This is a genomic window from Conexibacter sp. W3-3-2, assembly GCF_009707605.1.
GTDB lineage: Bacteria > Actinomycetota > Thermoleophilia > Solirubrobacterales > Solirubrobacteraceae > Paraconexibacter > Paraconexibacter algicola.
Genome location: NZ_WLYW01000001.1, coordinates 1,122,937 through 1,141,554, shown reverse-complemented (window position 1 = coordinate 1,141,554; position 18,618 = coordinate 1,122,937). Strand labels below are relative to the sequence as shown.

The following is an 18,618-nucleotide window of genomic DNA, read 5'->3' as shown; positions in this document are numbered from 1 at the left end:
GGCGGACCTCGGCGCATCGGCGCCGCCTCGAGATCCAGATCGACCTCGAGCGTCCCGACGGCATCGGTCACCACCGCGACGGTGGTGCAGTTCTAATTTCCTAGAAGTGGCGCAATATCCATCTTGGCGTCACAGCGGTCGTGCGTTGATGAGTTCTTGCGCGATGTCTGCAGCATTTTGCGCCTCACCGCTGAAGATCACAGCGGCCCCCCGGTACTCGTGCGTAGTCGAGCCGACGTCGGTGGCGCTGCCGCCGCCGGCCGGACGACGGACGGCCGGCCTGCAGGGCTCAGGGCCTTCTCTATACGGGTCCGAGCGAGAATCAACGATGCTGGTGCGGGGTCGGTGTCCGGTCGCCCTCGCCAACGTGCGCGTATTGGTGCCTGAGCAACTGTTGGTGTCCGTTGGCGCGGTCAGGGAGGATGTCCCGGTCGCCGTGGAACTTCTCGGCGGCGGTTCGGTGATCAGTGAGCGGGTGCGAGCGTAGCGGCCGGCTCGGGGGTCGTGGTGGACATGGTCGGCGAGGCGGTTGCGGAGCGTCGGGCGGCGAGGTCGCGCTCGACGGCGATCGTGAGTGTGGCGAGGTGGTCGACGCCGATGATTTTCCGGAACTGCTGTTCGGCTTCGAGCATGCCGGCGGCGGTCCATCTGAGGCACATGTCGCCGGACTGCCAGCGCTTCACGTTCCTGGAGGTGCGGCGGACGAACTCGATCATCGACTCGATCGGGTTCGTCGAGGCGAGGGTGCGGCGGAGTTGCTCGGGGCAGCCGAGGCGCTGCAGTGTGAGCGTCTCGGGGAGGCCTTCGCGCAGCGACGCCGCGGCTCCGGGATGGGAGTGGGCGAGTTCGTCGGCGAGCCGGTTGAGGCCGTCGAGCGCGAGCTCGTAGTTGGACTGCTTCCAGGCGGTGCGCAACCTGCGCTTGACGAGGTCGCGATCGGCCTCGGGGAGGTGGTCCAGGACGTTCCTCTCCTTGTGGCGGATGCATCGCTGGACGGGGACCGGGCCGAGGACCTGGTCGACCGCCGCGCGCAGCGCCTTTCCGCCGTCCAGGACGACCAGGACGCCCTGGTCGAGGTCCAGGCCACGGTCGACGAGGTCGGCGAGGAGGTGCCGGGCGACCGTCTGGTTCTCGGTGCTGCCGTCCCAGAGGCCGAGCGGGACCTTCACCCCATCGGTCGTGACCCCGAGGGCGACGACGCAGCAGCGGCCTTTGAGCTCGATCCCGTCGAGCATCAGCGCCGCCAACCGCACGTCGCCCAGGTCGCGCGACATGAGCGCGCGCAGGTGCTCGGTCGTGCGCCCGACGAACTCGCGGCTGACCGCGCTCTTGGAGGTCGACCGCTCGGCCGCGGTCACGTGCTCGCCGACCGGCTCCCGGGTGCGCGCGAACCGTCGCGTGGAGACGCCGGCGAGCATCTGCTCGAGCACGACCCGGGTGAGTGGGTCACGGTCGGCGAAGTGCGCGTAGGTCTGAAGGCGGATCTCGCCGCTGCCGTCAGCGGCCCGCACCCGCGGGCGTTGCACGCCGACACGCCGGCCGCCCAAGGTGACCTCGCCCGGTTCGTGGCCGTGGCGCACCGCGACGCGGTCCGGGTCGCGTCGGCCTTTCGGGCCGACGACCTCGGTGACCTCTTCTTCCATCAGCGTGTCCAGCACGCCGAGCCCGACGCCGACGCTCAACGCCAGCAGCCCGTCCTTGGCGGCATTGACGAGCTCTCCGAGCGCCTCCTGCACAGCGGGCGGCAGCGCGAGCTCGCGGCCGTCGGGGTCCTGCTCTACGTTCCTCACGGCGGTTCTCCTGTCTCGGATGGACTTCAAGCACCCGTCACGCTCCCAACGGGAGCGGACGAGGCGGGAGAACCGCCGCCTACAAAGTTCTACGAGCTACGGGACAACCTCCGGTCAGGCTTCGGGAACAGTGAGCGACTCTCCGCGCGACCCCTGTGGCTAAGGGTCCATGTCACCGATACGTTCACCACCCGTGCCAGAATCGACCCACCTCTCAGCCGTTCCATCGCCGCCGAGCGCTGAGCGCGTTCGTCTGCTCGACGCTGCGATCCGTGGCTGGAAGAACCAGCTCGTCGATCTCACCGCCCGCAACAACCTCCTGTACTTCAAGGACTTGCGCGCGGGCACGCTGAATTTTTCCGGCAAGGAGGATCACGTCGATCAGCTGCTCGGCGGCGCCGAGGTTTCGCTTGCTGCCGTTTTCTCAAACGAGACGCCGCGCACCGCGTTTGCCAAACGGGCGCGCACGATCCGCGGCAAGGCGAAGGAGCTCTTTGAGGAGCGCGGGCTGGAGACGATGTTCCTCGCGCACGGCGTAGCCACCTGGGACGAGGATGACGCCGAGCGCCGTCGCTCGCCGGCGGCGCCGATCGCGCTCGTCCCGGTGTCGCTGGAGCCGACCGCTCAAGGGTCATCGGACTTTACGATCCGACTGGCTGGCGAACCGCGCGTCAACCCGACGCTGCTGCGCAAGCTCGAAGCGGCGTTCGGAGTGCCGCTCGCCGCGGAGGAGTTCGACATCGAGCTGATCGACGCGACGAGCATCGCTGCCCTCGAAGCGGTGTTCCCGCGCCTGAACGAGCTGGCGCACACCGTGCCCGGCTTCGCGATCGAGCGGCGAACGATCCTGGGGACGTTCTCGTACGCGAAGCTGCCGATGGTCCTCGACCTTGACAGGGCCCGCGAGGAGCTCGCCGCGCACGATCTCATCGCCGCGTTGTGCGGTGACACCGATGCGCGTGCATCGCTTCGCGACCGCAACGCTACCGGCGACCCGATCCCGATCGACAAGCCGGACCACACGCCGCCGAACGACGAGCACCTCGTCCTTGATGCGGACTCCAGCCAATCGCACGCGATCAACACGATCCTCGCGGGCCGGGACTTGATCATCCAGGGCCCGCCCGGTACCGGTAAGAGCCAGACGATCGCAAACCTCATCGCCGCGCTCGTCGCCGACGGCAAGACCGTCCTGTTCGTCGCGGAGAAGCGCGCCGCCATCGACGCGGTCCATAAGCGGCTCCGCAAGGTCGGCCTTGAGCAACTGCTACTCGACATGCACGACGGCCAGAAGCAGCGCGCGCCGTTCGCTCAGGAGCTGATGGCGGCGATCCAGGCGCACCGCGGCCGCGGCGAACCGGACATCGCTGACGACCAAGCGCGGCTGCTTCGCGCGCGGCAGGACCTCAACGCCCGCACCAGCGCCCAGCCCGCCACCCGCGCGCCCTTCGGCATTAGCGTCTTTCAAGCGCGGGTGCGGCTCGAAGGCCTGCCCGCAGCCGCCCGATCCGACCTGCTCTTCCCGGGCGATTATCTGTCGACGTTGACGTCTGAGGCGATCGCCAAGGCTCAGCGTCTGCTGCGCCAATGGTTCTCACTCGGTGCCGCCGATCTCTTCGCGACGGACTCGCCGTGGTCGCACTCGACCGTCCGCGGCAGTGACGCGAGCCTTCGCGCGCTCGCCGCGGTTCGTGCGGCCGTGCAGACGGTCGTGGCGGTCGGCGACATCCGTCTGCAGCACGCCGAGGAGACCGGCCTGATCGACCCGGCGACGCCGAACGAATGGGCGCGGCAGCTTGCGTTGAGCCAGGCCATCCGCGACAGCACCCGCTACGTCGACGAGTCGATCTACGCCGAGGATCTCGCCGTGCTCTGCGAGCACCTGACCCCAACGACCGAAGGCGGCTGGGCGCGCACGAAGAACCAGCTGGCCTCCGGGGACTACCGCGCCGCGAAGAAGACGGTGAAGGCCGCGCTCACCGCCGACGGACGCGACCTGGACCGCGACGGTCTCTACGCCCAGCTCACCGCAGCTCGTGACCATCAGGCCCGGTGGCGTGCCGCATCGACGGAGAATGCGACTCCGATGCTCACGGCGTCCCTTGACGCCGCGCAGGACGCCGAGCGTCAGCTCGCCGGCGCGCTCGGCGACGTCCTGGCGGTCGCGCCGACGCTGCCGCTCGGCGATCTGCCGTGGGCCGATCTCGTCGCGCTGCTGGACGCGATGGCGCGCGACCCCACTGCGGCGAGCACGATGGGGGAGGTCAACCCGATCCACGACGCGCTCCAGGACCTCGGCCTCAGCGAGATCCTGCATCAGGTCCGCAGCGAGGGTCTCGGCCTGCAGCTCGCACTCGCCCGCCTGGACTACGTGTGGCTGTCGTCGATCATCGAGCACTTTGAGCTGAACGACCGCTGGGTGTCCGCCGTCAAGGGCCCGGAGCAGACCGTCACCGAGTTCCAGCAGCTCGACCGACTCCACATCAGCTCCGGTCCCGCCCGGGTTCTCCGAGCCTGCGCGACCGCCTCGGTCACTGCCCGTGACGCGCATCACGAGCAAGCGGTCCTCGTCGAGCGCCAGGCGAAGCTGAAGCCCCGCTCGCGCAAGCACCTGCCGATCCGCGAGTTCTTCGCCGAGGCCCCGGACGTCCTCCGTGCGCTCAAGCCGTGCTGGGCGATGTCACCGCTCGTCGTCAGCCAGACGCTGCCCGCTCAGCGCGACCTGTTCGACGTAGTGATCTTCGACGAGGCATCACAGGTCACGCCGGCCGACGCCATCCCCGCGATCCTCCGCGGACGCCAGCTGGTCATCGCCGGTGACAGCCGTCAGCTTCCCCCGACCGCGTTCTTCGCCCAAGCCCTCGACGACGACGACGAGGACGACGAGGACATGCCCGTCGATGCGGGCACCGCCGGCTACGAGTCGATCCTCGACGCCCTCGGCGGCCTCATACCCGAGCGGATGCTCACCTGGCATTACCGCAGCCAGGACGAACGGCTCATCGCGTTCTCCAACACGCACATCTACGACCGGTCGCTGACGACGTTCCCAGGGGTGCACACCGACGACGTCATCCGCCACGAGCTGGTGCCGTGGCAGCCCGGGCAGACCGGCGAGGAGGAGTCCTCTGCCCAGGAGGCGCGCCGAGTCGTCGACCTGATCGTCGAGCACGCGCTCACGCGCCCCCGCGAGACCCTCGGCGTCATTGCCATGGGCCTCAAGCACGCCACCGCCATCTCCGAGGAGCTCGCCCGCCGCCGCACCGAGTGGCGTGACGGCCGCCGCGACGGCCCGGTCCCGACCGAGGCGATGGTCGACGACGACGACGAGGACGATGACGCGGACGAGCTGCTCACCGACGTCGAGATCACCGGCCTGCTCGACGAGTTCTTCGACGAGACCCGCGACGAGCCGTTCTTCATCAAGAACCTCGAACGCGTCCAGGGCGACGAGCGCGACGCGATCATCCTCACCGTCGGCTACGCCAAGGAACCGGCCACCGGCAGAATGCTCTACCGCTTCGGGCCGCTGCTCACCGATGGCGGCGAACGACGCCTCAACGTGGCAATCACTCGCGCCAAGCGCCGCATGGTCGTTGTCTCCTCCTTCGACGCCGACGACATGGACCCGGCGAAGCTCAACAAGGAAGGTGCCCAGCTCCTGCGCGGCTTCCTCGGGTACGCCGCCAGCGAAGGCCGCACCCTCGGCGACAGCAGCGAACTGCCGCCCGAGCTGAACCCGTTCGAGATCGCCGTCCGTGACGCGCTCAGCGAACGTGGCCTCGACCTCGCCGCCCAGCACGGCGTCTCCGGCTACCGCATCGACTTCGCCGCCGTTCACCCGACCGAACCAGGCCGCTACGTCCTAGCCATCGAATGCGACGGCGCGAGCTACCACTCCTCGCCGACCGCCCGCGAACGCGACCGGCTCCGCCAGGAGCACCTCGAACGGCTCGGCTGGCGCTTCGCCCGGATCTGGTCCTCGGACTGGTTCAACGACCGCGACCGCGAGATCGCCCGGGTCCTCAATGCTTATGCCGACGCAGTGCAGCACGCCGACCGGGAGGCGGACGACCCTGGCCCTTTTGAGCCAGCGCCAGCGCCAGCACCGGCGCCGGTGCAGACGGCCAGCCGCCCGCGCGCCGGCGCCCGGCCGAGGATCCAAAACACTTACTCGCCCGCCGCGATCCGTCAGCTCCTGCAGTGGATCGAGACCGACACTCTTCCGCGCACCCGGGATGAGCTGTTCGCCGAAGCGCTCCGCGAGTTGGGCTTCGAGCGGGCGGGGCCGAAGATCCGTCCCGCGATCGAAGCGGCCCTCGAACTGCACCGCGGCCCCCTCAGCCCTGCCGAGGTCGCTGAGCGAGCACGCCCGACAGTGACGCCCGCAAGAACAGCGCCGATCGTCCCGCCGCTGCCAGCTGGCATGCCGTACCGCGCCGCGTCTACGCCGCGGGCACCGTTGCCCCTGCCTGCGGCCCTCTCGCCGCAGTCCAAGCCGACGGGAGCGCTCGCCGACCAGGTCGCCGCCCGCATCCGCTACCTCCCCAAGAACGCCGCCGGCCCTGGCAGCGAACGCAACGTCAACCCGCTTGTCATCCGCGGGAACCTCATGTGGGCGTGGTGCCACAAACGCGGCGATGTCCGCTGCTTCAACCTCACCCGCGTCGCCGAGTGGTCGCCGCTGAACCCGGCCGACTGGCCGGTGCCGGAACACGCCGAAGCGTCCGCTGAGAACGCAGCGCAGAGGTTCAGCCCGTCTCGGCGAAGGCGCTGAGCCGGCTGACCCGGGCCGCGCCGCCGGGTTCGAGCGCGGCGGAGCGTCGACGTGTCAGCGGTCGAGCATGCGACGCAGCAGGCCACGGCGCTTGGGCACCGGGGCGTCGGCGGTCGGTTCGGCCTGCTGTGGATCGGCAGCGGATCTCGGGTCTGCGTCGGGGCGCGAAGGCAGTTCACGTTCGCGAGGACTGATGCCCGGGGCCGGCCGCTCCTGCTGGGTACGTCGTTGAGTCGCGTGATCGTGACGGGTCGCCGTTTCTGCGCCGGCGCGTTGCAGGGAAGGGTCGTCGACGACGTTGAGGACGGCGGCCTCAAGCCGGGCCCAGGCAGCTTCAGGTTCAGCACGGTCCAGGAAGTCCGCGCCGCTCTTCCCGCCTTTGACCTGCTTCATCTCCGGGCGGCGGCCGAGAGCCTCCCACGCCTTGACGTACTCGTAGGCGGTGAAGGCTGCGTAGTACCGCGCGGAGTTGTGGTCGCGGACCTTCCGGTGGGCGTCGAGGCGCTCGCGGTCAGCCGAGTCCCAGTCGGACAGGTCGTCCTCGGGCTGCCGGCCGCCGAGCGCGATCTCGACTGCTCGCCCGAACGAGTACGGGTCGCCTGGTAGGCGTCGTTCGTACACCGGTGCGCCAGCAGGCCCCTTCTGCCCGATCGCGGTGAGCAGCTGCCCGATGTCGCCGCCGAACCACCGGTCCAGCGCCGGTTGACCGAGGGTGATCGCCTGGCGGAGTGTCGGAGCCTTGCCGTTGGCGATCAGCCGCCGGTTGTAGGCCTCTGCGGTGGCCCGCAGATCGGTCTGCCAGCGATGTTCAAGCCAGCGGTCGAGGTGCTGCTCCGCCCAAGCGCGGCGGTGACGCGTGATGACGTCGCGCAGCTGCTCGAACCCCGGACGTGGAAGGCGGTCGCGGCCGCTGAACGTCAGCTCGATCGCGAACCCGTCCCGCTCGGCGCGGCTGCGGTGCTGCTCGTGCGCGATCGGTGGCAGGTCGCGCGCGGCGGTTGCCAGTTCCCTGAGGAACGACGCGTCGACGGGGCATCTGGCGGCGGCGAGTTCGTCGAGCCGCGACTGCTGGCGCTCTTGAGCCTCCGAGAGGCCCCATTCCCAGAAGCCGTGGGTCTCGGTGTGCGCAAAGGCGGTGAGCGCGATCTCGTGCCAGAACTGGAGAGCCACACCGAATGCGTCGTAGACACCGTTATGCGGCAGCCATCGGGTGACGAGGCGGCCGGGATCCTTGGATGTCGCCTGCGTGCCCCAGAGCGCGGCGATGTCGTCGTTGAGGTCAGCCGGCAGGACCTCTCGGTGCAGCGCCGTGCGGCACTCGTCGAAGCGCTCGTCGTGAATCTCGTTGCGCTCGTCGAGCACGCCCCAGAGCGTGCCTCGGGCCGGGGTGAGGGAGGCGTGTAGTCCGTCGAGCGCCGCCCAGGCGCGCTTGAGTACGGCGATCCGGCGATCGACCGGGCTTGACGCGTCGTGGCTCCCGAAGAATGAGGCGAGCATCCGCTCGATCTCCGCCTCGTCGATCCCGGCGTCGGCGGCCGCCTGCCGCGCGCGGTCGGCGCCGGTCGCGTAGAGCTTGGGTTCGGGGAGCGACCCAACGATCTCCTCGGACGGGTTGGGCTGCTCGCCGAGGTACTCCAGGAACGCGAGCCAGTCGCCGCCGAACAGGCCCGCCATCGGCCGCCAGTACGCCTTGGTCAACGCCTGCCGGCTGGTCGGCGTTGCCGTCTTCGCCTTGGCGTAGAAGCGATCGACGAGTCCGCCGATCATCCACGCCCGTAGCCGCGCCGCGTACTCATCGGTGGCGTGCCGCGCCCACGCGGCCATGAGTCCGGACCGAGCAGCGGCGTGCTCGGCGGCGCTCATGCGGGGCCAATCCGAGCGGGGCCGGAACGGCGCGAGCTCGTCTGCGAGGTCGAAGCCGCAGTGGGCGAGCAGCGCGTCCAGGGGCTTCCACGCCTTCTCCTGCGCGGCGGCGTCCGCCTTGCCGGCCTTGCTGGAGCGCAGTTCGTGCGGCACGCCAAGCAGCTCGAAAACGGGGCAGACCGCCGCCCACGCGAACGCGCCGTTGGCGTTGCCGCGCAGCGTGACCGTACGGCGGTCGGCGTCGGCGAGCGACCCGCCGAACCGCGGCTGCTGCGCGAGCCACCACGCGAGGTTTCCGGCCCCGGAGGTGACGGTGACGCGGTCGGGTAGCGCCCAGGCGCCCTTGGCCTCCATCGTGTCGATGTCGGCGTGCGACGCGACGAGCGCCGAGTCGGCGTCGGAGAGCCCGCCGAGGGTGATCGTCTCGTCGTCGCGTTGGTCGGCTGCCAGGATGATCCGCTCGCCGGCCAGGCCGCGCTTGAGCAGGTCGTCGATGGTGCGGTCAATGCCGGCAAACGTGTCGCGGCTGCCGGCGTGCGCGTCGAGCGCGAGGCGCGCGGCTGCGCCGTCGGCGGCGAGCAGCTGTCGTCCGTGGGTAGCGGGTATGTCGGTCACTGGGCGAGCTGGGACATGATCTTGGCGTACTGGTCGAAGGACACCGGGTCGTCGGTGCTCTGCACGTAGGCGGCGTAGCGCTGGGCAAGCGCTTGGCGTTCGCGTTCCTTGCGGGCCTGCTCAATGCGGTCCTCGTCGTGGACGACGCGCTGCTCCACAACGCCGCGCTCGAAGAGCACAAACGTCTCGGGGTGCGCGGCGGTCTCCCGGCCGGTCGTTCCGGGCAGCTTTCCGCGGTCGTCGCGGGTCCAGGCGTCCGGGATGACGTGCTCGGTGATGGGGTCCATGTCGTTCTCGGCGTAGATCGTGTCGATGTGCTCGTCGATGCCGAGTTCGGCGTGGTAGATGACGTCAAGGATCTGTTCGCCGGGAGCCACACGGCCGGTGAGGGCCGGGTGGTGGATGACGCGGATGCCGCGGCCTATGAACTGGTAGCACTCGCTGAAGGAGCCGTACGGTCGCATCGGCACGACGACACAGATCGGCGGGAAGTCGTAGCCCTGGCCGAGCATCTTCAGCTGAACGAGGCCCTGGAGGTTCCCGGCGTCGTTCTCGAACGCAGCGCGCGTGTCGCGGATGTGACCTGTGGACATCGAGTGGTGCAGGTGCGCGGAGGGGATGCCGTGCTCGGTCGCGACGCGGGCGATCTGCTCGGCGTGCCGTTCGCCGAGCGCGCTGAACAACACCCGCGGCTTGACGGGGTGGAGCAGTTCGGTCTGGCGGTCGAGTGCGTCCCGGACGATCCGCATGACCTGCCGGATGGGTTCCGTCGACTTGGCCGTGATCCGCGAGAGCTTGCGTTCGTCGCCGAGCACGGCGATCAGTCGGTCCCGTCCGACGATCTCCTCGCGGGCGCCGTCGGGCCAGACCATCTCGTACGTCGTCTGCGCATGGTCGGGCGCGAAGCGGTGGACGCGGAGATTCTTGGCGTTGCCGTCGGCGATCGAGTCGATGAGCCGGTGGCGGTAGACGACGTCGGCGTCGATCGGCTTGCCGTCGAGCCGCTGGAAGCACGCGGACATCAGCAACGCCCGAGCGCTGGCGAAGTGCGCGAAGGTGCGCTGGTAGGACGCTGAAGCTGCGATGTGCGCTTCGTCGACGACAATGAAGTCGATGTCGTTGGGTCGCAGCTTGGTGAGCAGGTGGTCGGGGTCGGTGCCGTCGCCGAGCGAGTGGAAGTTCGTGACCAGGACATCGCAGCTGAGCAGCCGCTCGTGGTCGACGTCACGGATCGGCCCGTCGTCAGCGTCGAGCGTCAGTACCCGCGGGGGCCGGCAGCCGGGAATGAGCGGTCCGCCGGGCAATCCGTAGAGGACGTTGCCAACAGCCTGGTGATCGAACGCCCGGTCGAAGGTCCCGCGGATGACGCTTCCGGGCGTGACGACGAGCGCGCGGCGCCCGGTGAAAGCAAGCGTCGAGGCGACGCCGAGCGCGGTCTTGCCCGCGCCGACGCTCATCACGCAGGCTGCTCTCTCGCCGCCGGATCCGTAGTAGTTGGCGAGCGCCGCGAACGCCTGTGTCTGGCAGTCGCGCAGCGTCTTCTGCTCGATGCGGTCGCGTCCCGCCTCGAAGTACGTCGGAGCGCCCGCGTCGTCGTCGGCTGCCGCGGCAACGCGCCGGGCACGCCGTCCGGGGGCTGGGTCAAGAGCGTGCACCGGGTCGGGGTCCATGTCCGGCGCCACGACAACCGGGTCGGCGACGACATGCTCAGCGAGCGAGGGGTCGCGGGCGAGCAGCGCCTGGAGCTGCGCGATGCAGCGCGCGGTGTCGTGTCGGACGGCGTCGTAGGAGAACCGCACGACGGTGCGGCCGGTCGACTGGACGTCATTCTGGCGCAGTCGGTCGTAGGTGAACGCGTCTCGGGACGAGTGGAACTCGTAGCCGTCGAGCTCGACGGCTACGCGGAACTGATCTCCGGCGATCTCGTAGTCCAGGCGGTAGCGGCGGCCGTCGACCTCGACCTCGCGCTGCGCGGTGACTCGCGGGAGGATGGTCGGCGCGGTCGCGGGCGCGAGCACCCACCGCAGGAACGCCCACTCGAGAAACGAGTCGGCTGGGAGCGCGCAGTGCGGCGGTTCAGGCATGCTCGGCGCGAAGTACCGAGAGGCGTTCGCGGATCCTCGACAGGGCGTGGTCCACGCGCTGGCCGAACTCCTCAGCAGCCGTAACGGCTGCCCGCTCCGCTTCGGCCAGGTCGCCGTTGTCCTCGTAGATGCGGGTCAGCAGATGTGCGGTCGCCATCCACACCGGCATGTTGTCCTCGTCCGGGTAGCGCTCCTTGCGGTTCAGGATCTCCGGGCATGCGCGGACGAGGGCGAATGAGAGTAGGCACAGCCGTTCGCTTTCGGCGATCGCATTCGCCTCGCGCAGGCGGATCTTGTGGAGGTAACTGGCAGCGGCGGAGATGCGGTGCTCGTAGTCCGCTGCCGTCCCAGGCAGCTCAAGCGCCTCGTACATGCGCTGCAGTTCCTCGTCCACGCTGCGCGGTCCGGTGAAGCCGGGGTACTGCGAGGCGGGAGACGACCCCGTGGACCCATCGTCGTCGAAGTCATCGTCGTCGCGACGGCCGGAGGTGTCGACGCTCCAGGTCAGGCCGACGCTCGCGCGGTCATCGCGATCCCGCTCGTAAATGATCGGCCACCAGGTGCTGTCGGAGCCCCAGTCGTTCTCCTGCGGACGAGCATCGTGGCCGCGCAGTGTTCGTCGGTCGATCCCGGGCGGGCAGGGCCAGTCGATGCCGGGGATGTCACCGAAACGCGGATACCAGGGAGGGGATGGGCTCATGAGTAGCTGCCGCGGCCTTCGCGTGGCGGCGCGGCTGCGAGCCTAGTCGACCGAAGCGAGCGGGTTCTGACGCTAAGAACTCAGGGGGGAGTAGTTCCCGAGTCACGCGACTAAGTAAGTGTGACCCCTCCGACCGTAGCGACTGAGAAGCGCGGCTTTCGCATCTCTGGTGACGGCGTCCTCCCCGTCCAGCCAGCGCGACGCCCCGTACCTGCAGCTTCCCACCGCGGGCTCGCGACGATTCTGGCCATCGGCGCGAGCATCGCCGCTGTAGGGCTCGTCGCTACGGGGAGGGGGGGATCACGACCAGCAGGTTCCGTTCTCCATCGCAGCTCCCAGCGGAGAGGTGAGGGTGGAGAATCGGCCTGCCCCCGCCCGCGACTCCCAGCCACGTCTCGTGGAGGCGCGCTGATGCTCGAGGTTGCGACGCAGCGGCTCCAGACGACGCGCTGGCTCGCGCGCGCCGCGCGCGGGGCTCCTCGCAACGTGCGCCGTGCTGAGTGCTGTCGGGCTTCGAGATCTTTTCTCGGCGCCGCCCGTGCCTGCGCCTCGACAGCCGGTGGCGACGAACGCCGACCCCGGGTCCCAGGCCTTTGCCGAGGCGTTCGCTCGCGAGTACCTCACATGGGACCGCGCGGACTCCGAATCCTCGACGACGCTGGCGGCCTACGGCGTCGACCTGATCCCGGCTCGGCCGCCGAGCGGCATCGAGCAATCCGTCCGGTGGACCTCCGTCGCAGGTGCCCGGCGCGCAACTGGAGGCACCGAGGTCGTCACGGTCGTGGCGCAGACCTCGAGCGGGAGGGTCGCGCTGTCCGTGACGGTTCGGCGAGACGCGTCCGGCGCCCGCCAGGTGGTCGGTCAGCCGGCGCTGGTCGGCGCTCTTCCCCGTGCCGAGCGTCCGTCGAGACCAGGAGTCGGGCGCGAGGTCACCGAGCCGCAACTGGCCACAGCGGTCGAACGCGCACTACGGAACTACCTCGCGCGCGACGGCTCGGATCTCCGCGCTGATCTCGCGAGCGACGCGAAGGTCGTGCTTCCCGACCGTGCCCTGCGTGTGCTTTCCGCTGACCCGGTGTCCTGGGTCCGCCCGGGCGCACGGGTGACGACGACCGTTCGCACGACGGACGCCGATCGCGTCCAGATGACCCTGCGGTACGAGCTGTCGGTCACGAAGCAGGCGGGGCGATGGCTCGTACGCGCGATCCACACCAACCCGGAGGTGCAGTGATGAGGCTTGTCCTGATGACCGCGGCGGCACTTGCCGTCTACGCGGCGGTGCCGGCGCTGGCGCTGGCTGAGACCAGTGATGTCGGGCAGAACCTGGGGGAGGAGATCAAGACCTGGGCCACGACCCTCCTGTTGGGGGTTGCGGCGCTCGTGTCGATCCCGGTCCTCGCGAAGCGGGACATCAACGGTGGGCTCGTCCTCGCCTTGCTCGTGATGATCGTCGGGGGTTCGCGTTCGCCCCCGACCAGGTGAAGGGCGTGATCGTTTCCCTCTGGGGCTCGGTCGCAGACTGATGCGCGAGCGCGACGAGATCGTGATCCGCTCGTTCCGGGTCGTCTTCCAGCTCGATCGACGGCTCCACCGGATCGACCGCTGGCGGCTGCCCCTGCCCTACGGGCTGCCACTCCGCAGCCTTGGGTACGCGGCCGGCGCGTTGCTGCTCGTCCTCGTGGCGGGGCAGTTCCCGATCATTGGCATGGTGGTCGGCGCACTGCCCGCACCTGTGCGCCTCGCCTTGATCCCGGGCGCGGCCGCCTACGCGCTGACGTCGATCCAGGTCGACGGCCGGCCCGCGCACGACGCGTTCCTCGCCCTCCTCAAATGGAGGATGCAACCGACGGTCGTGACGGCGTGGAAGCGCGGAACGAAGCCCGGGTGCGAGGTCCGCTGCCTTGATGTCTGCGTCGCGCCCGACGCGAGCGGGCCTCGACTTCGACGAGGAAGGGTCCGCGGGCCGGCGACCGCCGTCGTCCGCGTTGCCGCAACAGCGCACGAGCGCGGTCGCCGACTCACCCTGCGGGGCGAGGAAGGCGCAGCGCTCGAGTCGGGCTTCGAGGTCGCCTTCGATCGGTCACGCCGGCTGGTGATCCGGTGAAACAGCCGATCACCTTCGTTCGCGGCAACCTCGTCTTCGGTGCCGGAGGCGCGGACGACGCTTGGGCGCTCTACCGACTCACCACGCGTTCGTACGCCGGGCTGACGTCCGCCCGCAAGCGGGACCTGCTCGGTGAGATCGCCGGCTTCGCTTACACGATCGCCGCGGATTTCCAGATCCTCCGCGTCAGCAGAGCCACGTCGGTGGAGGCCTACACCGACATGGCCTACGGACTCGCGGCCGGCCCAGAGTCGGAGTCCGCACTCCTCGATCGCATGGTGTCCGCGCAGCGGGCGCGGGTCTCGCTCCTCGCGTCTGCGACCCCAGAGGTGTTCCTGGCGGTCGCGTTGCGTGCCGAGCCTGCGCGCAACCTGCGCTCGAGCGTGTCGCGTGCGCTCGGCCTCCAGGACCCGCGCGCGCTCACGGCGCGCGCGATGGCGAAGCTGACCCATGAAGAGAGCAAGGTCCACGCGCGCGTGGCCGACTTCCTGGACTGCGAGCGAGCCACGACCGGGGATCTGCAGTGGCTCGTCCGCCGAGCCTTCTGCCGAGGTCTGGGCGAGCCAGAGTGCGATCCCCGGTGGCTGCCGCAGGCTCTCGTCCCTGGACAGCGACGACGAGGACGGCGGTTGGCGATTCGAGCCGCTTGAGACGGACCTCCTCCGACTGTTCGACGCACCGATCGAGGTCGGTGCTCGGGCGCTCGTGACGCACTCCGACCTGGGGGAGACCCACCAGGCCCTTCTGGCCGTGGGCGCGCTGCCGGAGACCATGACCTTCCCCGGCAGCCAGGCCGAGATGCTCTTCGCGCCGCTGGAGGCGCTGCCGTTCCCGGTCGACGCGGTCTTCACGGCTCAGTGGCTCGCGAACGACCGAGCGGTCGCGTTGGCCCGGCGCCGGCTCGTCGACGCCGACAACGTCTTCGCGGAGGAGCAGGACGGGCACCACGGCGCGACCGCCCTGACGGCCGCACGCCCGACCGTGGCGCGCGAGCTCGAGGAGTACTTGACCTCCTCCGAGCGTCCGCCGCTCTTGCGATCGACGATCTCGCTCGCGGTCAGCGCAGCGACCAGTGACGCGCTCGAGCATGCGGTGGAGCGCGTCCGCGCGCAGTACGCACCGATCACGCTGCATCGTCCTGCGGGATCACAGCTCGAGCTGTTCACGACGCACCTCCCCGGCCAGCGCGCGGGCACGCGCGCGTACGAAGACGTCCTCCTGTGCGAGCAGCTCGGAGCGATGGTCCCGACCGCGACGCATCAGGTCGGCTCGGACTGCGGCTTCTACATCGGCGCGACGCTGACGGGCGCACCGCATCCGGTGCTGATGGACCTGACGGAGGCACCGCGGACATCAAGGCCGCCGGCGATGCTGTGCTCCGGGACGCTCGGCTCGGGGAAGACCCTGGCGGCGGAGCTGCTCGCGCTTCAGGCGTTCGCCGCCGGCTCCCGCGTCGTCAGCGTCGATCCGAAGGGAGACCACCGGCTCGATGCCGTGGTCGACCCGGGAGACGTCGAGCACATCTCACTGTCGCCGGACCCCGAGTTTCGCGGTCTCCTGGATCCGCTGCGGATCGGTCCGGAGGACACCCGCACCGATGTCGCCTACGGCTTCCTGATCGACATCCTTCCGTCGCCGGTCCCGGCGTCGTGGCAGACCGAGATCCGGCGGGCGGTGGACGCGGTGGGGGAGAGCCTTCTGGCGTCGTGCGCGGAGGTCGTGGACCGGCTGATCAACGGCCGTGACGACGCGGCCGAGGCGGGGCGCGCCCTTGAGACCTACGCTCGAGGCGGGCTGCTTCGACTCGCGTTCGCCGAGGCGGACAGCCCCACACGGCCGGCGCTCGCAAAGCGGCTGACGGTGCTGCGGATCGCCAATCTGGTTCTCCCGTTGCCAGGCACGCCTCGCGCGGAGATGAGTTCAGACGAGCGCACGGGACAGGCGCTTCTGCGCTTGCTCGCCACGTACGCGACGCACCTCATGGCGAGCGACACGAGCCGCCACAAGGTCCTGCTCTTCGATGAGGCTTGGATGCTGCTCGGCGATGCGGCCGGACGCGCCCTCGTCCAGCGCATCAACCGACTGTGCCGAAGCCAGAACGCGACGCCGATCCTGGCCACCCAGGCCCTTGCCGACGTCGGGGACCTCGACAATCTTCTCGGTGCCCTGTTCTGCTTCGGCGTCGAGACCGACCACGAAGCGCGTCAGGTCCTGGACCTGCTCGGCCTCGACCCCGAGGACGCTCCACTTCGCTCGCGCCTGCAGAGCTTCCGGCGCGGGCGCTGTCTCATGCGCGACTACGACGGCCGCGTCGGAGCCGTCCAGATCGACCTCGCTGACCAGGACCTCCTCGCCGTCCTCGACACCTCTCCGGCCCACGCTCGACGATGACCCGGCGGCTCGGAGCCGTGATCCTCGTGGCCGTCGCGCTGACGGCGCCCGCGTCCGCCGGCGCGGATGCGGTCGTCCTCGAAGCCACGCCGCGAGCGGCGGCGACGCCCGACCCGACGCCTGCGCCGACTCCGGCAGCGACCGCGGTTCCGGCGGCACCGACGATGTCGACCTCGAAAGGCGACTACGCCGACCCGCTCTCAGCGCTGGGGGCGGGGTCGCCTGGGTGTCGCCGGCCCAGCGGCGCTCACGCCCGCGCGAACTGCACGAGATCCGGCTCCGTCGCACATTCCTATCCGGTTAGCGCCTACGGCTTCGATGTCCAGGTCGGCTTCTCGGTCACGAACCTCGGCGACAGCTTCTTGGGTGCGCTGCAGAGCATCGCCGCGCTGATCTGGATGGCGTTGGTCTACCTCGTGAAGGCGGTGCTCCTCCTCCTTGAGTGGGCGTTCTCGCTCGACTTGCTAGGCGCCGCGATGACCGATGTCCGCGAGACGCTCGACCGGCTGCACCGTGACGTCTTCGGTGAGTCCTGGTTCATCACGGCGCTCTCGGTCGCCGCCCTGTGGGGGACGTGGCGCGGGCTCCTTCAGGGCAGGACCTCACAGACGATCACGGGGCTGGGCGCAACCGTCGGACTGATGGTGGTTGGGCTCGTGATCGTCTCCAACCCACTCGGGACCGTCGGCCACGCCTCCAAGCTGGCCAACGACGCCGCGGTCGGAATCCTCGCCGCCTCAACCGGAAGCCCGGTCGACGATCCCGAGCGAGCGCTCTCGGATGCCGTCTCAGGGATCTTCGACCAGACCGTTCGCGACCCGTGGTGCGCGCTGCAGTTCGGGTCGGTCGAGTACTGCGATCAGGCCGCGAAGGGCGAGCGGACGATCACAAACGCAGACGTGTGGCTGGAGTACCCGGCGGCCTCACGACAGCGCCGCGGTCTCTACCACCTGCTGAAGGGCGAGGATGCCGAAGGGGGCGGGAGACCAGGCGTCGTCGACGCGCTCGCCGGCCCTCTCGGTGGAGCTGCGCTGGACGCGGTCGGGATCGGGGACGGCGAGGACCCGAAGTTGCCGGACGAGGTTCGCGGTCGCGTCGCGAAGAACCCCGAACGGGCCAGCATGCAGGAGGCGGGAGGGACCGTGCCTCGCTTCGCCCTCCTCGCGCTGATCGCCGTCGGCATGACCGGGGCGATCGTTCTCCTCGCGTACATCGGGGTGCGACTCCTCCTCGCATCCATCCTGACCCTCCTGCTGCTGCTGTTCGCGCCGGTGGTTCTGCTGGCTCCGGCCTTCGGCGAGTCCGGACGGGCGACGTTCGTGGCGTGGGGAAAGCGGCTCGCCGGGGCGCTGGTCGCAAAGCTCATCTACTCCGTGTTCCTCGCGGTCGTCCTTGCTGTCGCGGCGACGGTGGCGCGGCTCGACGTCGGCTGGTTCGGCGTCTGGCTGGTCCAGATCGCGCTGTGGTGGGGCGTCTTCCTCAAGCGCCAGGAGTTGCTCGGCTTCGCGACCGCGGGCACCTCCCAGAAGCTCGCCGGCCAGCAGAGCGGGTCCATGATGAGCTCCGCGTATCACGGCGCCCAGCTCGCCTGGATGGGATCCCGAATCGGCCGCAAGCTTGCGGCGCCGGCGACCGCGCCGGCGTCGAAGCTGGGGGCTCTGGCGGGGGAGCGACGTGAAGCACGCGGTGCAGCGATCGCCGGTCTCGCGTCGGAGGCGCTCGACTCTCAGGGTGAGCGCGCCGTGGCGCAGCAGCAAGCGGTGGCGGCCAAGCGCGTCGGCCGGACGCAGCAGGCTCGACGCGAGCTCCGCGTGATCGATCGCCGGCTTGCGTCCTACGACGACCTTCACACCTCCGCCCGTGCCGAAGGCCTGCCGGTGCCGACACCGGACGCCGACCAGGCGATGCTCCTCAAGCGTCGCGCAGAACTCTTGAAGGATGTCGAGAGCCCCGAGGCGGTCCGTGCCGAGCAGGTCGCACGACGCGCAGCCACAAGCAACGCACAGAGCGGGGCACCCGTCAGTCCGCGCGACCTCACCGAGTACCGGCAGGCCCGCGCTCGCGATCACGCCGCGGGGCTCCCGCTCGACGACGATCGCCACCTCCGCGCCGCCGGCATCGACCCTGTCGCGTACCGGGCGGCCGCACCAGCCGAGCAAGAGGTGCTCCGAGCTTCCGTCCGCGGGCACCTCGATCAGGAGCAGCGACTCATGCGTGCCGCGGAGGGGGAGTGAGGAAGTCCGCTTCGATCCTCAGCTGGTCCGCCGGCGCACGGCGGAAGAACGCGCGCGGAT

At 69.9% G+C, this 18,618-nt stretch carries 12 protein-coding genes; 8 read left to right on the top strand and 4 right to left on the bottom strand.

The window, feature by feature from the left end:
- Positions 1–464 precede the first annotated feature (464 nt).
- On the bottom strand, positions 465–1,790 hold the full coding sequence (locus GKE82_RS05625) for an IS256 family transposase (RefSeq protein WP_196189050.1): 1,326 nt from the start codon (positions 1,788–1,790) through the stop codon (positions 465–467).
- A 193-nt stretch (positions 1,791–1,983) separates the two neighbouring features.
- Here GKE82_RS05625 and GKE82_RS05620 point away from each other — a divergent pair, with 193 nt between their 5' ends.
- Entirely contained in the window at positions 1,984–6,567 is a 4,584-nt protein-coding gene (locus tag GKE82_RS05620) for an AAA domain-containing protein (protein WP_196189077.1), read from the top strand.
- Positions 6,568–6,621: 54 nt separating this feature from the next.
- Here the strand turns inward: GKE82_RS05620 and GKE82_RS05615 are convergent, their stop codons facing one another.
- The gene (locus GKE82_RS05615) at positions 6,622–8,583 is read right to left on the bottom strand and encodes a hypothetical protein (RefSeq protein ID WP_196189076.1); all 1,962 of its coding nucleotides are present in this window, start codon (positions 8,581–8,583) and stop codon (positions 6,622–6,624) included.
- A 216-nt stretch (positions 8,584–8,799) separates the two neighbouring features.
- Here GKE82_RS05615 and GKE82_RS05610 point away from each other — a divergent pair, with 216 nt between their 5' ends.
- Complete coding sequence (locus GKE82_RS05610) at positions 8,800–9,114, top strand: hypothetical protein (RefSeq protein WP_154732632.1); 315 nt, start codon at positions 8,800–8,802, stop codon at positions 9,112–9,114.
- Here GKE82_RS05610 and GKE82_RS05605 read toward each other — a convergent pair.
- Both GKE82_RS05605 and GKE82_RS05600 read right to left on the bottom strand, forming a co-directional pair.
- On the bottom strand, positions 9,042–11,129 hold the full coding sequence (locus GKE82_RS05605; RefSeq protein WP_154732631.1) for a DEAD/DEAH box helicase family protein: 2,088 nt from the start codon (positions 11,127–11,129) through the stop codon (positions 9,042–9,044). The two genes, GKE82_RS05610 and GKE82_RS05605, sit on opposite strands and share 73 nt — an antisense overlap.
- Positions 11,122–11,829, bottom strand: a complete 708-nt coding sequence (locus tag GKE82_RS05600) for a hypothetical protein (RefSeq protein WP_154732630.1) — start codon at positions 11,827–11,829, stop codon at positions 11,122–11,124. The genes GKE82_RS05605 and GKE82_RS05600 overlap by 8 nt, the downstream gene beginning before the upstream one ends.
- Before the next feature lie 559 nt (positions 11,830–12,388).
- Here GKE82_RS05600 and GKE82_RS05595 point away from each other — a divergent pair.
- The 6 genes from GKE82_RS05595 to GKE82_RS05575 all read left to right on the top strand — a co-directional run bounded on the left by GKE82_RS05595 (position 12,389) and on the right by GKE82_RS05575 (position 18,558).
- Positions 12,389–13,060, top strand: a complete 672-nt coding sequence (locus tag GKE82_RS05595) for a conjugal transfer protein (RefSeq protein ID WP_196189075.1) — start codon at positions 12,389–12,391, stop codon at positions 13,058–13,060.
- A 14-nt stretch (positions 13,061–13,074) separates the two neighbouring features.
- Entirely contained in the window at positions 13,075–13,311 is a 237-nt protein-coding gene (locus GKE82_RS05590) for a hypothetical protein (protein ID WP_154732628.1), read from the top strand.
- Positions 13,312–13,492: 181 nt separating this feature from the next.
- Entirely contained in the window at positions 13,493–13,933 is a 441-nt protein-coding gene (locus GKE82_RS05585) for a hypothetical protein (protein ID WP_196189074.1), read from the top strand.
- Positions 13,930–14,583, top strand: a complete 654-nt coding sequence (locus GKE82_RS26795; protein WP_196189073.1) for a hypothetical protein — start codon at positions 13,930–13,932, stop codon at positions 14,581–14,583. Before GKE82_RS05585 ends, GKE82_RS26795 begins: the two co-directional genes overlap by 4 nt.
- A gap of 331 nt (positions 14,584–14,914) precedes the next feature.
- Positions 14,915–16,324, top strand: coding sequence for an ATP-binding protein (locus GKE82_RS05580; RefSeq protein ID WP_196189072.1), 1,410 nt, complete (start codon positions 14,915–14,917; stop codon positions 16,322–16,324).
- A gap of 17 nt (positions 16,325–16,341) precedes the next feature.
- On the top strand, positions 16,342–18,558 hold the full coding sequence (locus GKE82_RS05575) for a hypothetical protein (protein ID WP_154732625.1): 2,217 nt from the start codon (positions 16,342–16,344) through the stop codon (positions 18,556–18,558).
- The last annotated feature ends 60 nt before the right edge of the window (positions 18,559–18,618 follow it).

What these genes read in the sequence shown, in the direction of transcription:
- GKE82_RS05605 (WP_154732631.1), bottom strand. Translation starts at nt 11,129, where the DNA reads ATGCCTGAACCGCCGCACTGCGCGCTCCCAGCCGACTCGTTTCTCGAG.
- GKE82_RS05600 (WP_154732630.1), bottom strand. Translation starts at nt 11,829, where the DNA reads ATGAGCCCATCCCCTCCCTGGTATCCGCGTTTCGGTGACATCCCCGGC.
- GKE82_RS05590 (WP_154732628.1), top strand. Translation starts at nt 13,075, where the DNA reads ATGACCGCGGCGGCACTTGCCGTCTACGCGGCGGTGCCGGCGCTGGCG.